The 18,598-nt window shown below is 72.5% G+C and carries 14 protein-coding genes; 2 read left to right on the top strand and 12 right to left on the bottom strand.

All coding sequences use genetic code 11. The features are described 5' to 3' along the window. Positions 1 to 163 precede the first annotated feature (163 nt). Positions 164 to 2,446: a 5-methyltetrahydropteroyltriglutamate--homocysteine S-methyltransferase gene (gene metE / locus MMF93_RS28885; RefSeq protein ID WP_242757829.1), complete on the top strand. Its 2,283-nt coding sequence runs from the start codon at positions 164 to 166 to the stop codon at positions 2,444 to 2,446. 57 nt (positions 2,447 to 2,503) lie between these two features. Here metE and MMF93_RS28880 read toward each other — a convergent pair whose 3' ends face one another. From MMF93_RS28880 to MMF93_RS28840, 9 genes are all read right to left on the bottom strand, one after another. Continuing rightward, positions 2,504 to 3,886: an aspartate aminotransferase family protein gene (locus MMF93_RS28880; RefSeq protein WP_242756051.1), complete on the bottom strand. Its 1,383-nt coding sequence runs from the start codon at positions 3,884 to 3,886 to the stop codon at positions 2,504 to 2,506. Between the two features lie 122 nt (positions 3,887 to 4,008). After that, positions 4,009 to 5,034, bottom strand: coding sequence for an adenosyl-hopene transferase HpnH (gene hpnH / locus MMF93_RS28875; protein ID WP_242756049.1), 1,026 nt, complete (start codon positions 5,032 to 5,034; stop codon positions 4,009 to 4,011). Between the two features lie 7 nt (positions 5,035 to 5,041). Continuing rightward, the gene (locus MMF93_RS28870) at positions 5,042 to 5,716 is read right to left on the bottom strand and encodes a phosphorylase family protein (RefSeq protein ID WP_242756047.1); all 675 of its coding nucleotides are present in this window, start codon (positions 5,714 to 5,716) and stop codon (positions 5,042 to 5,044) included. Next, the gene (shc, locus tag MMF93_RS28865) at positions 5,716 to 7,716 is read right to left on the bottom strand and encodes a squalene--hopene cyclase (RefSeq protein ID WP_242756045.1); all 2,001 of its coding nucleotides are present in this window, start codon (positions 7,714 to 7,716) and stop codon (positions 5,716 to 5,718) included. Before shc ends, MMF93_RS28870 begins: the two co-directional genes overlap by 1 nt. Before the next feature lie 54 nt (positions 7,717 to 7,770). Next, entirely contained in the window at positions 7,771 to 8,883 is a 1,113-nt protein-coding gene (locus MMF93_RS28860) for a polyprenyl synthetase family protein (protein ID WP_242757828.1), read from the bottom strand. A gap of 64 nt (positions 8,884 to 8,947) precedes the next feature. Next, on the bottom strand, positions 8,948 to 10,405 hold the full coding sequence (hpnE, locus tag MMF93_RS28855; RefSeq protein ID WP_242756043.1) for a hydroxysqualene dehydroxylase HpnE: 1,458 nt from the start codon (positions 10,403 to 10,405) through the stop codon (positions 8,948 to 8,950). A 102-nt stretch (positions 10,406 to 10,507) separates the two neighbouring features. Then, a complete protein-coding gene (gene hpnD, locus MMF93_RS28850; protein WP_242757827.1) occupies positions 10,508 to 11,404 on the bottom strand; it encodes a presqualene diphosphate synthase HpnD in 897 nt (298 codons plus the stop codon). An 83-nt stretch (positions 11,405 to 11,487) separates the two neighbouring features. Beyond that, entirely contained in the window at positions 11,488 to 12,435 is a 948-nt protein-coding gene (gene hpnC, locus MMF93_RS28845; protein ID WP_242756041.1) for a squalene synthase HpnC, read from the bottom strand. A 228-nt stretch (positions 12,436 to 12,663) separates the two neighbouring features. Next, entirely contained in the window at positions 12,664 to 13,371 is a 708-nt protein-coding gene (locus MMF93_RS28840) for a TetR/AcrR family transcriptional regulator (protein WP_242756039.1), read from the bottom strand. A gap of 122 nt (positions 13,372 to 13,493) precedes the next feature. On the opposite strand from MMF93_RS28840, the gene MMF93_RS28835 reads away from it, so the two are divergent. Further along, positions 13,494 to 15,734, top strand: coding sequence for an MMPL family transporter (locus MMF93_RS28835; RefSeq protein ID WP_242756038.1), 2,241 nt, complete (start codon positions 13,494 to 13,496; stop codon positions 15,732 to 15,734). Positions 15,735 to 15,818: 84 nt separating this feature from the next. Here the strand turns inward: MMF93_RS28835 and MMF93_RS28830 are convergent, their stop codons facing one another. The 3 genes from MMF93_RS28830 to MMF93_RS28820 all read right to left on the bottom strand — a co-directional run bounded on the left by MMF93_RS28830 (position 15,819) and on the right by MMF93_RS28820 (position 18,531). After that, positions 15,819 to 16,664, bottom strand: coding sequence for an ABC transporter ATP-binding protein (locus tag MMF93_RS28830; protein WP_242756037.1), 846 nt, complete (start codon positions 16,662 to 16,664; stop codon positions 15,819 to 15,821). Next, complete coding sequence (locus tag MMF93_RS28825) at positions 16,651 to 17,592, bottom strand: ABC transporter permease (protein ID WP_242756036.1); 942 nt, start codon at positions 17,590 to 17,592, stop codon at positions 16,651 to 16,653. Before MMF93_RS28825 ends, MMF93_RS28830 begins: the two co-directional genes overlap by 14 nt. Before the next feature lie 66 nt (positions 17,593 to 17,658). Continuing rightward, positions 17,659 to 18,531, bottom strand: a complete 873-nt coding sequence (locus MMF93_RS28820) for a glycosyltransferase family 2 protein (RefSeq protein ID WP_242757826.1) — start codon at positions 18,529 to 18,531, stop codon at positions 17,659 to 17,661. Positions 18,532 to 18,598 lie beyond the last annotated feature (67 nt).

Here is an 18,598-nt window from a genome sequence, read left to right as displayed (position 1 = left end):
AGCGCCGCGCCCCTTCGCGTCGTCGTCCCGGTCCCGGGAGCGCTTCGGTCACCTCGCGAAGGAGAGTTGCGTGACAGCGACAGGTGCGCACGCTGCGCCGGAACCCCAGGACGCCACGGACACCACCGGCACCCCACCCCGGGCCCCCTCGGCCCGCGCCACCGTGCACGGCTACCCGCGCCAGGGCCCGGGCCGTGAGCTGAAGAAGGCCGTCGAGGGCTACTGGAAGGGCCGGGTCAGCGCCGAGGCCCTCCACGCCACCGCGGCCGGGCTGCGCCGCGCCAACTGGCGGGCGATGGCGGAGGCCGGCCTCGACGAGCTGCCCACGGGCGACTTCTCGTACTACGACCACGTACTGGACACCACGGTCATGGTCGGCGCCGTGCCCGAGAGGCACCGCGCCGCGGTCGAGGCCGACCCGTTGGACGGCTACTTCGCCATGGCCCGCGGTACGCAGGAGGCCGCGCCGCTGGAGATGACCAAGTGGTTCGACACCAACTACCACTACCTGGTGCCCGAGCTCGGCCCCGAGACGGCCTTCCGCGCCGACTCGGGCAAGCAGACCCGCGAGCTGAAGGAGGCCCTCGCCCTGGGGGTGGAGGCCCGCCCTGTCCTGGTGGGGCCCGTCACCTACCTGCTGCTCGCCAAGCCGGCGCCCGGCGCACCCGAGGACTTCGAGCCCCTGACCCTGCTGGAGCGGCTGCTGCCCGTCTACGCGGAGGTGCTGGCGGACCTGCGCGCCGCCGGGGCACGGTGGGTGCAGCTGGACGAGCCGGCGCTGGTGTCCGACCGCACCCACGGACAGCTGGCGGCCGCGGCCCGCGCCTACCGGGAGCTGGGCGGCCTCGCCGACCGGCCCCGGCTGCTGGTCGCCTCCTACTTCGACCGGCTCGAAGAAGCGCTGCCCGTACTGGCCAAGACCCCCGTGGAGGGGCTGGCGCTCGACTTCACGGGACCCGCCGCCGCCAACCTCGACACGCTCGCCGCGGCCGGCGGGCTGCCCGGCAAGCGGCTGGTGGCGGGCGTCATCGACGGGCGCAACGTGTGGATCAACGACTCCGCGCGGTCCATGACCACCCTGGGGACGCTGCTCGGGCTGGCCGGCCGCGTGGACGTGGCACCGTCCTGCTCGCTGCTGCACGTCCCGCTGGACGCCAGGGCGGAGCGCGACATCGACCCGCAGGTCTCCCGCTGGCTGGCGTTCGCGGCGCAGAAGATTGCCGAGGCCGCCACCCTGGCACGCGGACTGTCCCGGGGCACGGGCGCCATCGGCGGCGAACTGGCAGCCAACCGGGCCGACCTGGCCTCACGCGCCGCCTCGCCGCTCACCCACGACGCGGCGGTACGCGCCCGCACGGCAGCGGTCACCGAGTCCGACGCGCGCCGCTCGGCGCCGTACGCCCGGCGCACGGCCGCGCAGCGCACCCGCCTCGGCCTGCCGCCGCTGCCCACGACCACCATCGGCAGCTTCCCGCAGACCGGCGAGCTGCGCGCGGCCCGCGCCGATCTGCGCGCCGGGCGCATCGACGAGGCCGCGTACGAGCGGCGCATCGCTGCCGAGATCCGCGAGGTCGTCTCCTTCCAGGAGGAGGCCGGCCTGGACGTGCTGGTGCACGGCGAGCCGGAACGGGGCGACATGGTGCAGTACTTCGCCGAGCGGCTGACCGGCTACCTGGCCACCCGGCACGGCTGGGTCCAGTCCTACGGCACCCGCTACGTGCGGCCCCCCATCTGCGCGGGGGACGTCTCCAGGCCGCAGCCGATGACGGTGCGCTGGACCCAGTACGCGCAGTCCCTCACCACCCGCCCGGTCAAGGGGATGCTGACGGGTCCTGTGACGATGCTCGCCTGGTCGTTCGTCCGCGACGACCAGCCCGCCGCCGAGACGGCCCGCCAGGTGGCGCTCGCGCTGCGCGACGAGGTGTGCGAGCTGGAGGCCGCGGGCACGGCCGTCATCCAGGTCGACGAGCCCGCGCTGCGCGAGACGCTGCCGTTGCGCGCCGCCGACCGGCCCGGCTACCTGGCGTGGGCCACCGAGGCGTTCCGCCTCACCACCAGCGGGGTGCGCGCGGACACGCAGATCCACACCCACATGTGCTACGCCGAGTTCGGCGACATCCTCCAGGCCATCGACGACCTCGACGCCGACGTGATCAGCCTGGAGGCCGCGCGCTCGCGGATGCAGGTCGCCGACGAGCTGGCCGCGCACCGCTACCCGCGCGAGGCGGGCCCCGGCGTGTACGACATCCACGCGCCGCGCGTCCCCGGCGCGGACGAGGCCGCGGCGCTGTTGCGCAAGGGGCTGACGGCGCTGCCCGCGGACCGGCTGTGGGTCAACCCCGACTGCGGGCTCAAGACGCGGGGCTGGTCCGAGGTGCGCGCCTCGCTGGCCAACCTCACCGCGGCGGCGCGGACGGTACGCGGAGAGCTGCCCGGAAGGGCGTGAGCGGCCCGGCCCCCGGGCTGTGCCGCCACCCGCGCGGGTGGCGGCACGGCCCGCGGGTCAGCGGGTCGCCAGCGCCTGTTTGATCAGGGTGCGCCCGAAGTCCCACATGAAGCCGCCGCCGCTGTGCGCGTCGTCCATGACCTGCGTGAAGGCGCTCACGAAACGGTCCACCTCGGCCTCGCCCACCACCAGCGGCGGGATCAGCTTGATGACCTCCAGGTGGTCGCCGGAGACCTGGGTGAGGATCCGGTGCCTGTGCAGCAGCGGGGCCACGACCATCTGGGCGAACAGGCCCTTGCGCGCGGTCTGCAGCATCGTCCAGCGGCTGCGCAGCCCCATCGACCTCGGCTTGCCGAACTCGATGCCGATCATCAGTCCGCGGCCGCGCACCTCGTGCAGCAGTTCGTACCGGTCGACGAGCGCGGCGAGCCGGGTGCGCAGCTCCTCGCCGGTGCGGCGGGCGTTCTCGGTGAGCCGCTCGTCGTCCATGACGGCCAGGGTGGCGAGCCCGGCGGCCATGGCCTGGGCGTTGGACCCGAAGCTGGCGGAGTGGACCAGCACCCGGTCCATGGACGAGTAGACCTTCTTGAAGATCCACTCCTTGCCGAGTGTCGCCCCGACGGGCACGTAGCCGCCGGACAGCGACTTGGCCACGCACACCAGGTCCGGGTCGACACCGGCCTCGTGCTGGTAGGCGAAGAAGTCGCCGGTGCGGCCCAGCCCGGTCTGCACCTCGTCCGCGATGAGCAGCGCCCCGTGCTTGTGGAGCAGCTCGCGGGCGGCGCGCAGGTATCCGGGCGGTGCCGCGTGCACGCCCTTGCCCTGGACGGGCTCGACCACCAGCGCCGCCACGTCCTTCTTGCGTAGCTGGTGCTCCAGCGCCTCCAGGTCGCCCAGCGGGACCGGGGTGTCCGGCAGCAGCGGTGCGAAGCCGTCGCGGAAGCCGTCCTCGCCGTTGACCGACAGCGAGCCGGTCGTCAGGCCGTGGAAGGCGTGCGCGCAGTACAGCACCCTGGGCCTGCCGGTGGCGTACCGGGCGAACTTGAGCGCGGTCTCGACGGCCTCGGTGCCGCTGTTGCCGAAGAAGACCCGGTCGAGTCCTGGGGCGTACGACAGCAGCTTCTCGGCCAGCAGCCCGGGCAGCGGCTGGCAGTCGAACCTGGTGAGGTCGGCGAGCTGCGCGTCGAGCACGTCGTGCAGCGCCTGCCGTACGACGGGGTGGTGGCGGCCCAGCCCCATGACGCCGAACCCGGCGAGCATGTCGAGGTAGTCGTTGCCCTCGGCGTCGTAGAAGTAGGCGCCCTCGGCCCGCTCGTAGACCTTGTCGAAACCGAGGGTGTGCAGCATGCGCGGCAACTGGTGGTTGAGGTGGCGCGCGTGCAGGTCGTAGCGCTCGGCTCCGCGCCGGGCCAGCAGCTTCGCCAGGTCGAAGTCGCTCACCCCACGCTCCCCTCACCCGTGCGCGCGGCGCCGTCGATGGACTCCAGCAAGGACATGGTGGGCCCCCCTGCTCGAACGAGACAGTACTCCGGTGGATCCGTGGTGGCGTGCGGCGGCAGGCGCTAGCGCGAGCCACTCGGTGCGGCCGTCTCGCGGGCCGCGCGCAGCGACTCCTTGAGCGAGCCCATGGTGGCCAGCACGGCGGTCGGTTCGTAGCCGCAGTGCGCCATGCAGTTGGCGCAGCGCGGGTCCTTGCCGCGGCCGTACTTGTCCCAGTCGGTCTCCTCGACCAGTTCGCGGTAGGTGGGCACATAGCCGTCGCTCATCAGGTAGCAGGGGCGCTGCCAGCCGAAGAGCGAGTAGTTGGGGATGGCCCACGCGGTGCAGTCGAAGTCGGCCTTGCCCTCCAGGAAATCGAGGAAGAGCGGGCTGTGGTTGAGCCGCCAGCGGGCCCGGTTCCCCCCGGCGAACGCCTTCTTGAACAGCTCCCTGGTCTGCTCGACGCCCAGGAAGTGCTCCTGGTCGGGCGCCTTCTCGTAGGCGTAGGCGGGCGAGATCATCATCTCGTCCACCTCGATCTCGTCGTTGAGGAAGTTCAGGACGTCGATGATGGTCTGCGGCGTGTCCGTGTTGAAGAAGGTGGAGTTCGTGGTGACGCGGAAGCCGCGCCGCTTGGCCTCCTTCATCGCCTCGACCGCCTCGTCGAAGACGCCCTCCTTGGCGACGGATTCGTCGTGCCGCTCACGCAGCCCGTCGATGTGCACGGCGAACGCGAAATACGGCGACGGGGTGAACTGGTCCATCTTCTTGCGCAGCAGCATGGCATTGGTGCAAAGGAAGACGTATTTACGCTTGGCCACCAACTGCCGCACGATCTCCCCGATCTGCGGGTGCATCAGCGGCTCGCCGCCCGCGATGGAGACCATCGGGGCCCCGGACTCCAGCACGGCCCCCACCGCCTGTGCCACCGGCATGCGCTGTTTGAGCACCCCGGCGGGGTGCTGGATCTTTCCGCAGCCCTCGCACTTGAGATTGCACGCGAAGAGCGGTTCGAGCTCCACGATGAGGGGGAACTTCTCACGCTTGCGCAGCTTCTGCTGGAACAGGTACGTCCCGATACGGACTGTCTGGCGGAGCGGCATGGCCATTTCTGGCTCACCTCCAGGGGAGCAGCAGGGATCGGTGCCATTCGAGGAATGCGGGCAGGACACCGCGAAGGACGCGGAATGCCGATATTCCACCCCGCAGTGTCCCGATGCGGATCAGTTCATGTCCGGGAGCGTCCACGACCACCCGTACAGCCGCAACCGGACGCCGGGCCGTGCCCGCGGCGGCGGCGTCCAGGGTGGCGGCCGACTCCATGTCGGCGGCGATCGCTCCGGCGGTGTGCAGCGCGGCCCGCGCCTGGCCCCGCACCACGCGGTCGGTGCCCGCGAGGGTGCCCACGTGGACGGTGCGCCCGGTGGCGTGCCGGGCCAGCGCGGTGGCCAGCAGTTCGGTTCCGGCGCAGCGGGTGCGCCCCAGCTGGTCGCGGGTCTCCTCGGCGAGGACCAGGTCGCCGGGGCGCATGCCGGGGACCAGGCCCGCGCAGAAGCCGGTGGCCAGCACGGGCGTGGCGCCGGGCACCTGTTCGTCGGCGAGCGCTCTGGTCACGGCGCGGCGCGCGGCCTGCGCGCCCATTCCGCTGCGCAGCAGCGTGACGCCGGCGGCGTGCGGCCCGCCGCCGGGACGGCCGTCGCCCGGGCGCCCCAGGCCGCGGCGGAGCGCGAGGTGCTCGATGCCGAGCGCGCACGCGACCAGCAGCGGCTGAGGGGCTTCCGGGCTCGCCATCACGCGACCCGCCGCGCGAGGCGTTCCAGCCCGTCGCCGTGCAGGTAGCGGCCCAGCGCGGTGAGGGGGAAGACCATACGGTAGAGGTGGTAGTTGATCGAGAAGTCCCACGGGAAGCCGGTGCCGGTGAAGTACGGCTCGTCCCAGTAGCCGTCCTCGCGCTGGGTCTCGGCCAGCCAGCCGATGCCGCGCTCGACGGCCTTGCTGTCCTTCTCGCCCGCCGCCAGCAGCGCCATCAGGGCCCACCCCGTCTGGGAGGCGGTGGAGGTGCCGTTGGCGGCCCACTCGGAGTCGATGTAGGAGCGCAGGTCCTCGCCCCAGCCGCCGTCCTCGTTCTGTACCTTCTCCAGCCAGCGCACCGCGCGCCGGATCGCCGGGTGCGAGGGGGGCAGCCCGGCGGCGACGAGGGCGGGGAGCACGGATCCGGTGCCGTAGAGGTAGTTGACGCCCCAGCGTCCGAACCAGGAGCCGTCGGCCTCCTGTTCGGACAGCAGCCAGGCGAGGGCCTTGCGGGTGCGCGGGTCGTGCTGTTTGCCCTCGGCGGCCAGCATCTCCACCACGTGGGCTGTCACGTCGGCGGACGGCGGGTCGATGACCTCGCCGAAGTCGCAGAAGGGCAGCCGGTTGGGGAACTTGCTGGTGTTGTCGACGTCGAAGGCGCCCCAGGCGCCGTCGCGGGACTGCATGCCCAGATTCCAGCGCACCGCACGCGCGAGGGCCCGCTCGACCCGCTCGGGGTCGGGGTGCTGGATGCGGCGCAGGGCCAGGGCGACCTCGGCGGTGTCGTCGGTGTCCGGGTAGCTGTCGTTGTGGAACTCGAACGCCCAGCCGCCCGGTGTCAGTCCTGGCCGTCGCACCGACCAGTCCCCTGGCCGCACGACCTGCTCGCCCAGCATCCAGTCGGCGGCCTTGACCAGCGCGGGGTGGTCGCGCGGCAGCCCCGCGTCGGCGAGCGCGATGGAGGCCAGGCAGGTGTCCCAGACCGGGGACTGGCAGGCCTCGACCATCCGGGTGTCCGCGTCGTGCCAGACGGCGAACCTGTCGAGGGAGGCGAGGCCCGCCTTCAGCACGGGGTGGTCGAGGTCGTACCCGAGCAGGCGCAGCGCGATGACCGAGTAGACGGCGGGCGGCTGGATACCGCCCCAGCAGCCGTCGTTCTCCTGCCGCTCGATGATCCAGCGTGAGGCCTCCCTGAGGGCGGCGCGGCGCAGCCTGCGCGAGGCCACCTTGCGGTAGGCGTGCAGGGCGCGGTCGATGCGCTGGAAGGCGCCGTCCCAGGTGGTGGCGGGTGCCATCGTCGCGTCGGGGCGGGGGTGCGCCGGGTCGCGGTGGAGCTCGTCCAGGGCGAAGGGCGCCGGGTGGACGGGGCGGAAGGCGCACACGACGGTGAGCGGCACGATGGTCTGGCGGGCCCAGCAGCCGAAGTCGTAGATGTTGAGCGGGAACCACTTGGGGAAGTAGATGATCTCCGGCGGCATCTCCGGGAGGTCCTCCCACCTCCACCAGCCGAAGAGGGCGAGCCAGATGCGGGTGAAGACCCTGCTGCGGGCCACTCCCCCCTTCTCGCGTACCCAGGCCGCCGCGCGCGTCATGTGGGGGGCCCCGGCCTGGTCACCGGCCAGCCTGAGGGCGACGTAGGCCTCGATGGTGGCGGACAGGTCGCCCGGGCCGCCGTGGAAGGTGGCCCAGGTGCCGTCCTCGCGCTGCTGGGAGCGGATCCACCGGGCGGCGGCCGCGTACGTCGTCTCGTCGCGGATGCCGAGAAACTCGCGCAGCAACAGGTCTTCGGCGTCCATGGTCACGTTGGTGTCCAGGTCCCCCTTCCACCAGCCGGCCTCGTCCTGGCGGGCGAGCAGGTGGTCGACGGCGCGGGCCGCGGTCCGCTCCGCCAGCGCGGTCACGCTCTCCTGCGCCGCGGGCGCTGCGGGGGGTGCGACGCGCGTGGTGTTCTTCGTTCCGGAGACGCCTGGGCCGGCGGGTCCGTCCGTCGTTGCGGTCATCCCTTTCTCCTTCCGAAGTGTCCGATCGCTCGGAGCCGTGTGGTGCCGGGGCACTCACCTCTGCCGTACGACGACGAAGTCGGCCAGCGCGACGAACTGCTCGCGCACCCGTCCCGGCATCTCGATGGAGTCGAGCGCCTGGATGGCCGTGGTGTGCTGGCGCTGGGCCTCCTGGGAGGTCCACTCGCGGCCTCCGGCCTCCTCGATGAGGGCGGCCCGCTCGGCGAACTCCGTCTCGTGGAAGTCCTCGAACTCGGCCTGGCTCTTGGCCGCGTCGGCCGACAGCAGCGTGGCGAGCCGGGCGGCGGCCGGGCCCCGGGAGCCGAGGGCGGCGGCCACCGGCAGCGACTTCTTGCGCTGCCGCAGGTCGCTCCACGCCTGCTTGCCGGTGGCCTGGGGGTCGCCCCAGATGCCGAGCAGGTCGTCGACGGCCTGGAAGGCGAGCCCGAGGTGGTGGCCGTACGCCTCCAGCGCGTCCGCCGTGCGCTCGTCGGCGCCGCCCAGCACGGCGCCGACGGAGGCGGCGCAGGCCAGCAGCGCGCCGGTCTTGTTGCCCTCCATGTCCAGGCACTCCTCCACCGTGACGAGGTCGCGGTGTTCGTAGGAGATGTCCTGCGCCTGCCCGTCGATGAGCTTGCGGGAGGCCGTGGTCAGCCTGCGGGTGGCCCGCCCCGCCTCCACCGTGCCCAGTTCGAGCAGTATCTCGCCGGCCAGCGCGAACAGCGCGTCGCCGACGAGGATGGCCTGGGCAGGGCCGTGCACCTTCCAGACCGTGTCGCGGTGGCGGCGCTGTTCGTCACCGTCCATCAGGTCGTCGTGCAGCAGGGAGAAGTTGTGCACCAGCTCCACGGCGACGGCACCCGGGATGCCCACCTCGGGCGCCGCCGAGGCGGCTTCGGCGGACAGCAGCGCGAGCGCGGGCCGTACCGCCTTGCCGCCGGCCGACTCGGAGGGGCGGCCCGCGGCGTCGATCCAGCCGAAGTGGTAGGCGGCGACGGTGTCCATCGGCGGGGCCAGCCGTTCGATGGCCGCCCGCAGCACGGGCGTGCTGAGCGTACGCCCGCGCTCCAGCAGCGCGCTTACTGCCCTGCTACCGGTCTCCTCGCTCGTGGTGCCCTCGCCGTCGTCGTTCTCGGCGTTTGCGAGATGCGGCTTCGCCGGGATCACAGGGTCTCCTTGGTGCGGTGCTGTCGGGTCGGCCGGCCGGTCCTGGCTGGCGGTGCTTGCTGCGTCAGTGGTGCTCATGCGCTCTTCCTTCGATGCCGGGGACCGGTTCCCTCCCGTACGGGCGGCCCAGCGCGACGAGAGCCTCACGCGCGGCTTGCGCCCCACTGCGGACGGCGCCTTCCATGGTCGCGGGCCAGCCGGTCGCGGTCCATGCGCCGGCGAGGTAGAGGCCCGGGGACGCGGTGCGCGCGCCGGGGCGCAGGCGCCCGACCCCGGGCGTCGGTGCGAACGTGGCGGTGCGCTCCCTGGTGACGAAGAAGTCGCGTACTCCGGCGCCCCGCGCGGCGGGCAGCAGCCGCTCCAGCTCGGGCAGGTACCGCTCGCGCAGGGTGGCGACCGGCAGGTCGATCTCCTCGTGCGCGACGGACTGGGACAGCGCCAGGTACTGCCCGCCGCCGGTGAGCCCGGAGGCGCTGGTGCGGTCGAAGACCCACTGCACAGGGGTGCCGAGCGCGGTGAAGAAGGGGCGGCGCAGCACCTTGCGGTCGTAGACGACGTGCACGTTGAGGATGGGCGCCGTGCCGATGTCCAGCAGCCTGCCCGGGTCGGCGAGGGCGCCGGGGGGCAGCATCCTGTGTGCCTCCCGCTGCGGTACGGCGAACACCACCGTCTCAGCGGTCAGCTCCGTGGTCCCTTCGGCTCCCTGGTCGACCGTCACCCGCCAGCCCCCGTCCTTCGTCCGGGTGACGGCGCGTGCCCGGGTGCGCAGCAGGGTGCGGGCTCCCGCCTTGTCGAGGGCGGCGCGGGCGAGAACGTCGTGGATGTCGCCGAGCGGCACGTGAGCCCAGCCGATGTCGGCGGCGCCGGGGTCGCTGAGCAGCCCGGTGCGGAAGACCTTGGCGGCCAGCCCCATGGAGGCGTGCGGGGCGCGGGCGTTGAGGGTGGCGGTGCCCACCAGGTCCCACAGCGCCTCGATGGCGCGCGGCGACTGGCCGTGCCGGTGCAGCCAGGTGGCGAAGTCGATGGCGTCGAGCGCGGGGTCGGCCGGGTCGAGGTTCCCCAGCGCGAGCGCGGCGCGGGCGACGGAGGCGCGTTCGACCGCGGACAGGTGCGGGTAGGTGCTCAGGCTCGCCGCCAGGTGCAGCGGTACGGGCAGCCCGGTGCGCCGCAGGCGGCCCAGCCGGGGCCGCCTGCCGCCGACGTCCAGCACGGGGACGTCGAGCCGGTCCTGGAGCGGTGCGAGCCCGGCGGCGCCGACGCGCTCCAGGAACCAGGTGTAGGCGGTGCAGCAGCGCAGGTAGACGTGCTGGCCGTTGTCGACGTTCAGCGGCCCCGCGGCGGAGTCGCGGCGGAAGGAGAAGACGAGTCCGCCCAGCCGGGGCCTGGTCTCCACCAGGGTGGTCTCCAGGCCCGCTTCGGCCAGTCTCAGCGCGGCCGTCGTGCCGGCGATGCCGCCGCCGAGCACCACGGCACGCCGGGAGCCGGCGGGACGGTCACCGGACGGTGCGTCGTCCGCTGTCATGGACGCTCCTCCCCTCGGGCGGGCTGCCGGGTGCCGCCGTCCGCGCCCGCTGGGACGCTCCATCCGGGCGGCGGGTTGCGCCGCGCCGCGTGGTGGCGGCCATCAGGCGCTCCGCCGGGCGGCCTGCCGGGCGTCGAGCCCTGAGAGTCCGCGCACCGCCACGTAGGCCTTCTCCCGTCCCGGCAGGGAGACGCGGCCGCGCAGGACGGCAGCGGGGTCGGCCGCGATGCGGTCCAGCAGGCGGTGGTAGATCCCCGCCATGGCGGCGACGCAGGCACCGGAGCGCCGGTCGAGCATGGGCAGCAGCCGGTATCCCTCGGTGAACAGTGCCCGTGCGCGTCGCACCTCGAAGTGCACCAGTCCGGTGAAGTCGGCGCCGTCCGGCACCGTAGTGCTCTTGAATCCCGCGGCACAGCCAAATTTCTCGAGGTCCTCCGAGGGAAGGTACGTACGCCCGCCCTCCGCGTCTTCCCGAACGTCCCGGAGAATATTGGTGAGTTGAAGAGCCAGCCCCAGGGTGTCGGCGTATTCGGGGGCGCGGGCGGCGTCCCGCGCGCCGGACACCGTGCCGAAGACGCCCAGCGAGAGCCGTCCGACGGCCCCCGCCACGCAGCGGCAGTAGACCTTCAGCTCGTCCCACGTCTCGTACGTGGCGCCGGTGACGTCCATCAGGACGCCGTCGATCAGCTCGTCCAGCGCGTCGAGCGGGAGGGGGAAGCGGTCGGCGGCGTGGCTGAGCGCGACGGCGACCGGGTCGGTGTCGTCGTCATGGATCCGGCGGTCCTTGACCAGGGCGAGCAGGTCCCGGGTGCGCTCCAGGCGCTCGCGCTTGGCCTCGGCGGGCAGGTCGCCGTCGCCGATGTCGTCCACGCGCCGGGAGAAGGCGTACAGCGCGGACATGGCCTGCCGCTTGGGCCCGGGCAGCAGCCTGATGCCGTAGGCGAAGTTGCGGGCCTGCGCTCCCGTGACGGCCTCGCAGTAGCGGTAGGCGGCGCTCACGGGACCCGGAAGCTGCTGCGCGGACCCGGCCGCCGTGGCCCGGCCCGCTCTGGCGGCCTTCGCTGTCTTTCCCACCGTCCCGGTCACCCCTCTCCTCGCAGACTCGCCCAGGACTCGCGCAGCACGCTCGCGGCGCCCGCCTTGGGAGCCCCTGCCAGTACGTCGTACCGTGCGGCCCGCAGCGCCCCGGCCGCCGCCCTGCCGCCGCCGGTGAATCCGGCGAGCAGCAGCCTGAGCCTGCCGTGGACGCTGCGCACCAGCGGCGTGCCCTCGTCCAGCAGGCCCAGCGCCCGGTCGGCCTCGAAGGCGACCAGGGCGCGGACCGAGGCGTTCGCGGTGGGGGCCGCCAGGTCCGCCTCGCTGACGCGGAAGCGGTCCATGTCCTCGGCCGGCAGGTAGATCCGGTCGCGGGCCAGGTCCTCGGCCACGTCCTGGAGGTGTTCGACGATCTGCAGCCCGGTGCAGACCGCGTCGGAGCGGCGCACCCGCTCGGGCGTCGAGGTGCCGGTGATGGCCAGGACGAGGTGCCCGACCGGGTTGGCCGACAGTTCGCAGTAGGCCAGCAGTTCGCCCCAGGTGGCGTAGCGCCGTACCTTCTGGTCCTGCCGGTTGGCCTCGACCAGGGCGAGGAACGGCTCGGGGGTCAGGCCCCTGCGGCGCACCGTGGGAACCAGGGCACGCAGCAGCGGATGGCCGGGCTCGCGCGCCGCGGCGGCGGAACCCCTGCGGCCGGCGGGCCCTGCGCCTCCTGCGGTGTCCTCGAAGACGCGGTGCAGGTCGGATTCGAACGCGTCGAGCATGGCGAGCGGGTCGCCCGCCTGTTCGGGTGCCAGACCGAGGGCGACGGCGTGCTCGGCCCCGAAGGCCAGGTCGCTGTCGCCGATGTCGTCGACCAGGCGGGCGAATCCGTAGACGGCCATCAGGTCGTCCCGCCACGCGCGGGGGAGGAAGCGCGGCGCCACCGGGAAGTTCTCCGCCCTGGCCTTGGAGAGCACCGCGCTCGCGTGCGCGTCCTCCTCCGCGGTCACCACGTACTGCCCATGGCCATTGCCGTCACATCTCCGTTTCTACACCGCCGCGCCAGAACATCCTATTTCGGACACGCCGCACGCGCTGGCCTGCGGAAGCAGCCCGTGGCGCAGCTCGCCCAGGACCGACTCGCCCGACTTACCGCGCATCAGCACCGAAACAGCTTACGCCGTACATCAATCCCCCGTGCGGTGGGTCACCATCCCGGGTCCGACATTCGTGATCACCCGTCAGGGGGACATCAGACCGGCGAGGATGTCGCCCAGGACACGGTCGACGACGTAGGCGGACTCCTCGTCCGTCAGCGTGTCGAGCGGGCCGTCGAGGAAGAGCATGGCCACCCCGTGCACCATGGCCCAGGCGCTCAGCTCGGCCCCCGGGCGGCGCTCGGGGGTGATCAGACCGGCGGTGACGGCGTCGTCCAGCGTCTCGGTGAGCAGTTCGAAGGAGCGGGTCTCCCAGCCGGGCTGCTCCCCCTCCACGTCGGCCAGCCCCCCCTCCTCGGTGATGCCGACGGCGCCGAGGGCCTTGCGGCAGAAGGCCGTGCGGTAGAGGCCCGGCTCCTGGCGGGCGAAGCGCACGTAGCCGCGCCCGAGCTCCATCATGCGGTCCCTGACCGTCCGGGGCCCCGCGTCCTCGCTCGCGCGGCCCACCGCCTCCATGCAGGCGACGAGGCGCTGCTGGCCGTACTCCTTGACCGCGCCCAGCAGGTCGCTCTGGCCCTCGAAGTGGCGGTAGGCGGCCGTGGCGGAGACGCCGACCTTGCGGGCAGCGGCGCGCAGCACCACGGCGTCCGGACCGCCTTCGGCAGCCAGTTCGATGGCGGCTCGGATCAACGCGTTGCGCAGGTCGCCGTGGTGGTAGCGGCCCTCTTTGCCACCGCTCGCCCTGGTTTCACCGGCGGCCGCCCGCCCCCTCGCTGCACTGTTCGCCTCCATGGCCTCCATCCTGCCCGATGTTGACGGTCGTAACATTCGCCGTCATCATCATGTTGACGGCGTAAACATCTACGGGGGCGCCGCCCCGCCTTCGCACTGCCACATCCACCGGGGGGAACCACGTGCTCGACCGCACAGCCGACTTCACCTACCGCAGGGCGCGCACCGTGCTCCTGCTCGCCCTGCTGGCGGTGGTGGCGCTCGCCGCCGTCGGCTCCGGCGCCTTCGGCAAGCTGAAGGGCGGCGGATTCGACGATCCCGCCTCGCCCTCCTCACGGGCCGCCGCACTGATCGAGGAGAAGTTCGGCGGCCAGAACAACCTCGTCCTGCTCGTCTCCGCCGAGGACGGTGACCTGGAGGCCCCCGCCGTCGAACGGGCCGGGGAGAAGCTGACGCGCGGCCTGCGCGCCGAGCCGGGCGTCTCCCAGGTGACCTCCTACTGGGCTCCGGGAGGCTCGGCGCTCACCTCGCGCGACGGCGACCGCGCCCTCGTGCTGGCCCACATGGACGACGCCGACACCGAGCGGATCACCGAGGTGACCGACGAGTGGACCGGCGTCAGGGGCCCGGTCAGTGTCCAGGCGGGTGGCCCTGCCGCGCTGAACGGCGACATCACCGCGCAGGTCTCCGGGGACCTCGCGCTGGCCGAGGCCATCGCCGTCCCCGTGACGCTCGTACTGCTGATCGTCGCCTTCGGCAGCGTCGTCGCGGCCCTGCTGCCCCTGGCCATCGGGGTGGTGGCCATCCTGGGCACCTTCGCCGAGCTGTACGTCCTCGGCAGCATCACGGACGTCTCCGTCTTCGCCGTCAACCTCACCACGGCACTCGGTCTGGGTCTTGGCATCGACTACGGACTGCTGCTGGTCAGCCGCTTCCGCGAACGGCTCGGCGCGGGCGACGGGACGGCGCGGGCGCTGCGCACGACCGTGCGCACGGCGGGGCGCACCATCCTCTTCTCGGCCGCCACCGTGGTCGCCGCACTGGCCGCACTGCTGCTGTTCCCCCCGTTCTTCCTGCGCTCCTTCGCGTACGCGGGCATCGGGGTGGTGGCCATCGCCGCACTGGCCGCGCTGCTGATCGTGCCCGCCCTGCTGGCGGTGCTCGGAGAGCGGGTCAACAAGGGGCGGCTGCCCTGGGCCGACGCGGTGCGCCGCACCGAGGCCCCGCTGTGGCGGAGGATGGCGGCCACCGTCATGCGGCGGCCTGCGCTGACGGGCCTGCCGGTGCTGGCCGTGCTGCTGCTGGCCGCGAGCCCGCTGCTGGGCGCCACGTTCGGCTCCCCCGACGAGCGGGTGCTGCCCGAGTCCGCCGAGAGCCGCCAGGTCTCCACGGTGCTCCAGCAGGACTTCGCGGGCAACGACGCCGCGAGCATCGCCCTGGTCACCGAGGAGAGTGCCCCCCAGCGGGCCGTCGCCCGGTACGCCGCCGACGTCTCGAAGCTGGAGGGCGTCGTCCGCGTCCGGTCCGCCACCGGCACCTGGGCCGCGGGGCACGCCGTACGGAAGCCGGACGCCTCGGCCGGCGCCTTCGAGCGTGACGGCGTCCACCGGCTCACCGTCACCACGAAGACGACCCCCGCCTCCGGCGCGGCCGCCGACCTCGTCCGCGACATCCGCGCCATGCCGGGGCCCGACGGTGCCCACGTGCTCGTCGGCGGCCAGGACGCGGCGCTCATCGACTCCAAGACGGCCATCGCCGACAAGCTGCCCGCGGCCGTGCTGTGGGTCCTCGGCTCGACGTTCGTACTGCTGTTCCTCTTCACCGGCAGCCTCGTCCAGCCGCTGCGGGCCCTGGTGCTGAACGCCGTCAGCCTGACGGCGGCCATCGGCGCCATGGTCTGGATCTTCCAGGACGGGCACCTGTCCTCGGCGCTGGGCTTCACCGCGATGCCCATGGACACCTCGATGACGGTTTTGATGTTCTGCATCGTCTTCGGGCTGTCCATGGACTACGAGGTCTTCGTGACCAGCCGCATCAAGGAACTGCACGACGCGGGCACCGACGACCGTGAGGCCGTGGCCGGCGGTCTCTCCCGCACCGGACGCATCGTCACCATGGCGGCGGGACTGCTGGCGGTCAGCTTCTTCGCCTTCGCCACCAGCCAGATCTCGTTCCTGCAGATGTTCGGGCTCGGCAGCGGGCTCGCCATCCTGATCGACGCCGTCGCGGTGCGCGGCGTACTCGTGCCGGCCGCCATGCGGCTGCTGGGCCGCACCGCCTGGTACGCGCCCGGGCCGCTGCGGCGGCTGCACGCCAGGGTCGGGCTGAGCGAGTCGGACCCCGGCAAGGCGACCGAGGACGCGTTCGAAGACCGTTCCGCACACGCGGACAACGACCAGGAGCCGGTGCACTCGGGCGTGTGAACCGGCTCCGCCGAACGGCGAGTGGCCCGCGCCCCCGGACGGGGCGCGGGCCACTCGGCGTTCACGGCACCGCGTGGGGGCGGGCTACTTGCTGGTGAACTTCTCGTACTCCTTGAGGACCTCGTCGGTGGGTCCGTCCAGGAGCAGCTCGCCCTTCTCCAGCCACAGCACCCGCTCGCAGGTGTCGCGGATGGACTTGTTGTTGTGGCTGACGAGGAAGACCGTGCCGGCCTCCTTGCGCAGCTCACGGATGCGGGCCTCGGAGCGCTTCTGGAACTTCTTGTCGCCGGTGGCCAGGGCCTCGTCGATCATGAGGACGTCGTGGTTCTTGGCCGCGGCGATGGAGAAGCGCAGCCGGGCCGCCATGCCCGAGGAGTAGGTGCGCATCGGCAGGGTGATGAAGTCGCCCTTCTCGTTGATGCCGGAGAAGTCGACGATGCCCTGGTAGCGGCGGGCGACCTCCTCGCGGGACATGCCCATGGCCAGGCCGCCGAGGATGACGTTCCGCTCGCCCGTCAGGTCGTTCATCATCGCCGCGTTCACGCCCAGCAGCGAGGGCTGCCCGTCGGTGTAGACGCGGCCCCGCTCGGCCGGCAGCAGCCCGGCGACCGCCTTCAGCAGCGTCGACTTGCCGGAGCCGTTGGAGCCGATCAGGCCGATGGCCTGGCCGCGGTAGGCGGTGAAGCTGACGCCCCGCACCGCGTGCACCTCGCGCATGCCGCCGCCCGGCTTGCGGCGGATGATCCGGTTGAGCGCCGCGGTCGCGCTGCCCTTGCCCTTGGCGCCGCCGTAGACGCGGTAGACGATGTGCAGGTCCTCGGCGACGACGGTCGGCACCCACGGGGCCGGGGTCCGCTCGGCCTGGTCCTCGGTCTTCGTACCGGACTGGGCCCTCGCTCCGCTGCGCTCGGTGTGCTCAGCCACGGCCATAACGCTCCTCCGCCTTCCAGAAGAAAACAAATCCGCCGATGCCGAACGCGACCGCCCAGAAGACGGCGAGCGGCCAGGCCAGCGGCGACATGTCCGAAACCCCGTACTCGTCGATGAGCGCGTACCGCATCAGGTCCATGTAGACCGTGGCGGGGTTGCCCTGCATCACGTCGACCAGCCAGTCGGGCGCGTTGTGCTTGGTGAGCATGTACGGCAGGGAGAACATCACGCCGGAGGCGTACAGCCAGGTGCGGGTGATGAACGGCATCAGCTGCGCCAGGTCGGGGGTCTTGCTGCCCAGCCGCGCCATGATCAGCGCGAGCCCGGTGTTGAAGACGAACTGGCAGGCCAGGACCGGGACGATCAGGAGCCACGAGAAGCCGGGCAGCTCGCGGAAGCCGAGCAGGATGACGACCAGGACGATCATCGAGAACAGCAGCTGCTGGAGCTGCTGGAGCGAGATCGAGATGGGCAGCGACGCCCGCGGGAAGTGCAGCGCCCGCACCAGCCCCAGGTTCGAGGAGATCGCCCGCACCCCGTTGAGCACCGAGGTCTGGGTGAAGGTGAAGACGAACACCCCGGTGACCAGGAACGGGATGTAGCGGTTCTGCCCGCCGGGGATCCCCTCGCGGCCGCCCATGATGATGCCGAAGATGAGGAAGTAGACCGCCGCGTTGAGCAGCGGGGTGGCGACCTGCCACAGCTGGCCCAGCTTGGCCTGGCTGTACTGCGCCGTCAGCTTCGCCCGGGAGAAGGCGAGGATGAAGTGCCGCCGCGCCCACAGCTGCCGCACGTACTCGGGCAGCGTAGGGCGCGCCCCGCTCACCGACAGGCCGTACTTGGCCGCGAGTTCGGCCGGGGTCAGACCGTCGTCCGGTGACGGCGGGGGCGTCACACCGACGGCACTGTCGTGGGTTGTCTCGCTCACGATGGAAACTTTCGTCCTCACACTGCGCAGGTGTTTGGGAGCCGATGCTCTCAAAGGGAGAGCTTGTCAGATCACGGGCGGGCGTCCGAGCCGCGTCAGACGCCATACCGTACGCCACCGCATGGGGCGGCGGGGGCCCGCGGGTGTCGTCCAGCCCTCCTTGAATCCGCCCAGCCACGCCTTCAACGCCGGCATGGAGGGGCGGCGAGCCAGCGTCAGCAGCAGCCAGACGCCCAGGTAGACGGGGACGAGGAGGGCCGGGAGGTTGCGGCGGGCGAGCCAGACCCGGTTGCGGGCCACCATGCGGTGGTAGACCGCGTGCCTGCTGGGCGCCGTGGTGGGGTGGTGCAGCACCATGTCGGCGCGGTACTCGATGCCCCAGCCCGCGTCCAGCGCGCGCCAGGCCAGGTCGGTCTCCTCGTGGGCGTAGAAGAACTCGTCGGGGAGGCCGCCGACTTGGGCCAGGACGCTGGTGCGTGCGGCGTTGGCGCCGCCGAGGAAGGTGGTCACCTTCGAGGAGCGCATCGGGTCGGAGGCCCGCAGCCGGGGCACGTGGCGGCGCTGGGTCACGCCGGTGTCCGGGTCGGCGATGCGGAAGCTGATGATGCCGAGACCCGGATCGGCCGCGAAGGCCTCGCGCACCAGTTCGGCCGTATCGGGCGAGGGAAGCAGCCCGTCGTCGTCCAGGAAGAGCAGCGCGTCCACCTCGCGGCCCGCGGGCCCGAACGCCTCGATGCCGACGTTGCGGCCCCCGGGGATCCCGAGGTTCTCCTCCAGCTCGACCGTGCGGACGCCTTCGGGCAGGTCGGGCAGCGGCGCGCCGTTGCCGACGACCACGACCTCGATCCTCTCGCCCTTCTGCCCGGCCACCGAGTCGAGCAGCGCGCGCAGCTCCTCGGGGCGGTTGCCCATGGTCAGCACCACGGCGCCCAGTCGCATCGTCGCTGTGTCCTCGCCGTCCTGGCCGTCCCGGCTGTCCTGGCTGTCCCGGCTGTCCTGGCTCACG

Source organism: Streptomyces tubbatahanensis (assembly GCF_022699385.1).
GTDB classification, from domain to species: domain Bacteria; phylum Actinomycetota; class Actinomycetes; order Streptomycetales; family Streptomycetaceae; genus Streptomyces; species Streptomyces diacarni.
The sequence above is the reverse complement of the archived record's forward strand: the minus strand, read 5'-3'. Positions and strand labels throughout refer to the sequence as shown.

What these genes read in the sequence shown, in the direction of transcription:
- hpnH (WP_242756049.1), bottom strand. Translation starts at nt 5,034, where the DNA reads ATGGCCATGCCGCTCCGCCAGACAGTCCGTATCGGGACGTACCTGTTC.
- MMF93_RS28870 (WP_242756047.1), bottom strand. Translation starts at nt 5,716, where the DNA reads ATGGCGAGCCCGGAAGCCCCTCAGCCGCTGCTGGTCGCGTGCGCGCTC.
- shc (WP_242756045.1), bottom strand. Translation starts at nt 7,716, where the DNA reads ATGACCGCAACGACGGACGGACCCGCCGGCCCAGGCGTCTCCGGAACG.
- hpnE (WP_242756043.1), bottom strand. Translation starts at nt 10,405, where the DNA reads ATGACAGCGGACGACGCACCGTCCGGTGACCGTCCCGCCGGCTCCCGG.
- MMF93_RS28840 (WP_242756039.1), bottom strand. Translation starts at nt 13,371, where the DNA reads ATGGAGGCGAACAGTGCAGCGAGGGGGCGGGCGGCCGCCGGTGAAACC.
- MMF93_RS28830 (WP_242756037.1), bottom strand. Translation starts at nt 16,664, where the DNA reads ATGGCCGTGGCTGAGCACACCGAGCGCAGCGGAGCGAGGGCCCAGTCC.
- MMF93_RS28820 (WP_242757826.1), bottom strand. Translation starts at nt 18,531, where the DNA reads ATGCGACTGGGCGCCGTGGTGCTGACCATGGGCAACCGCCCCGAGGAG.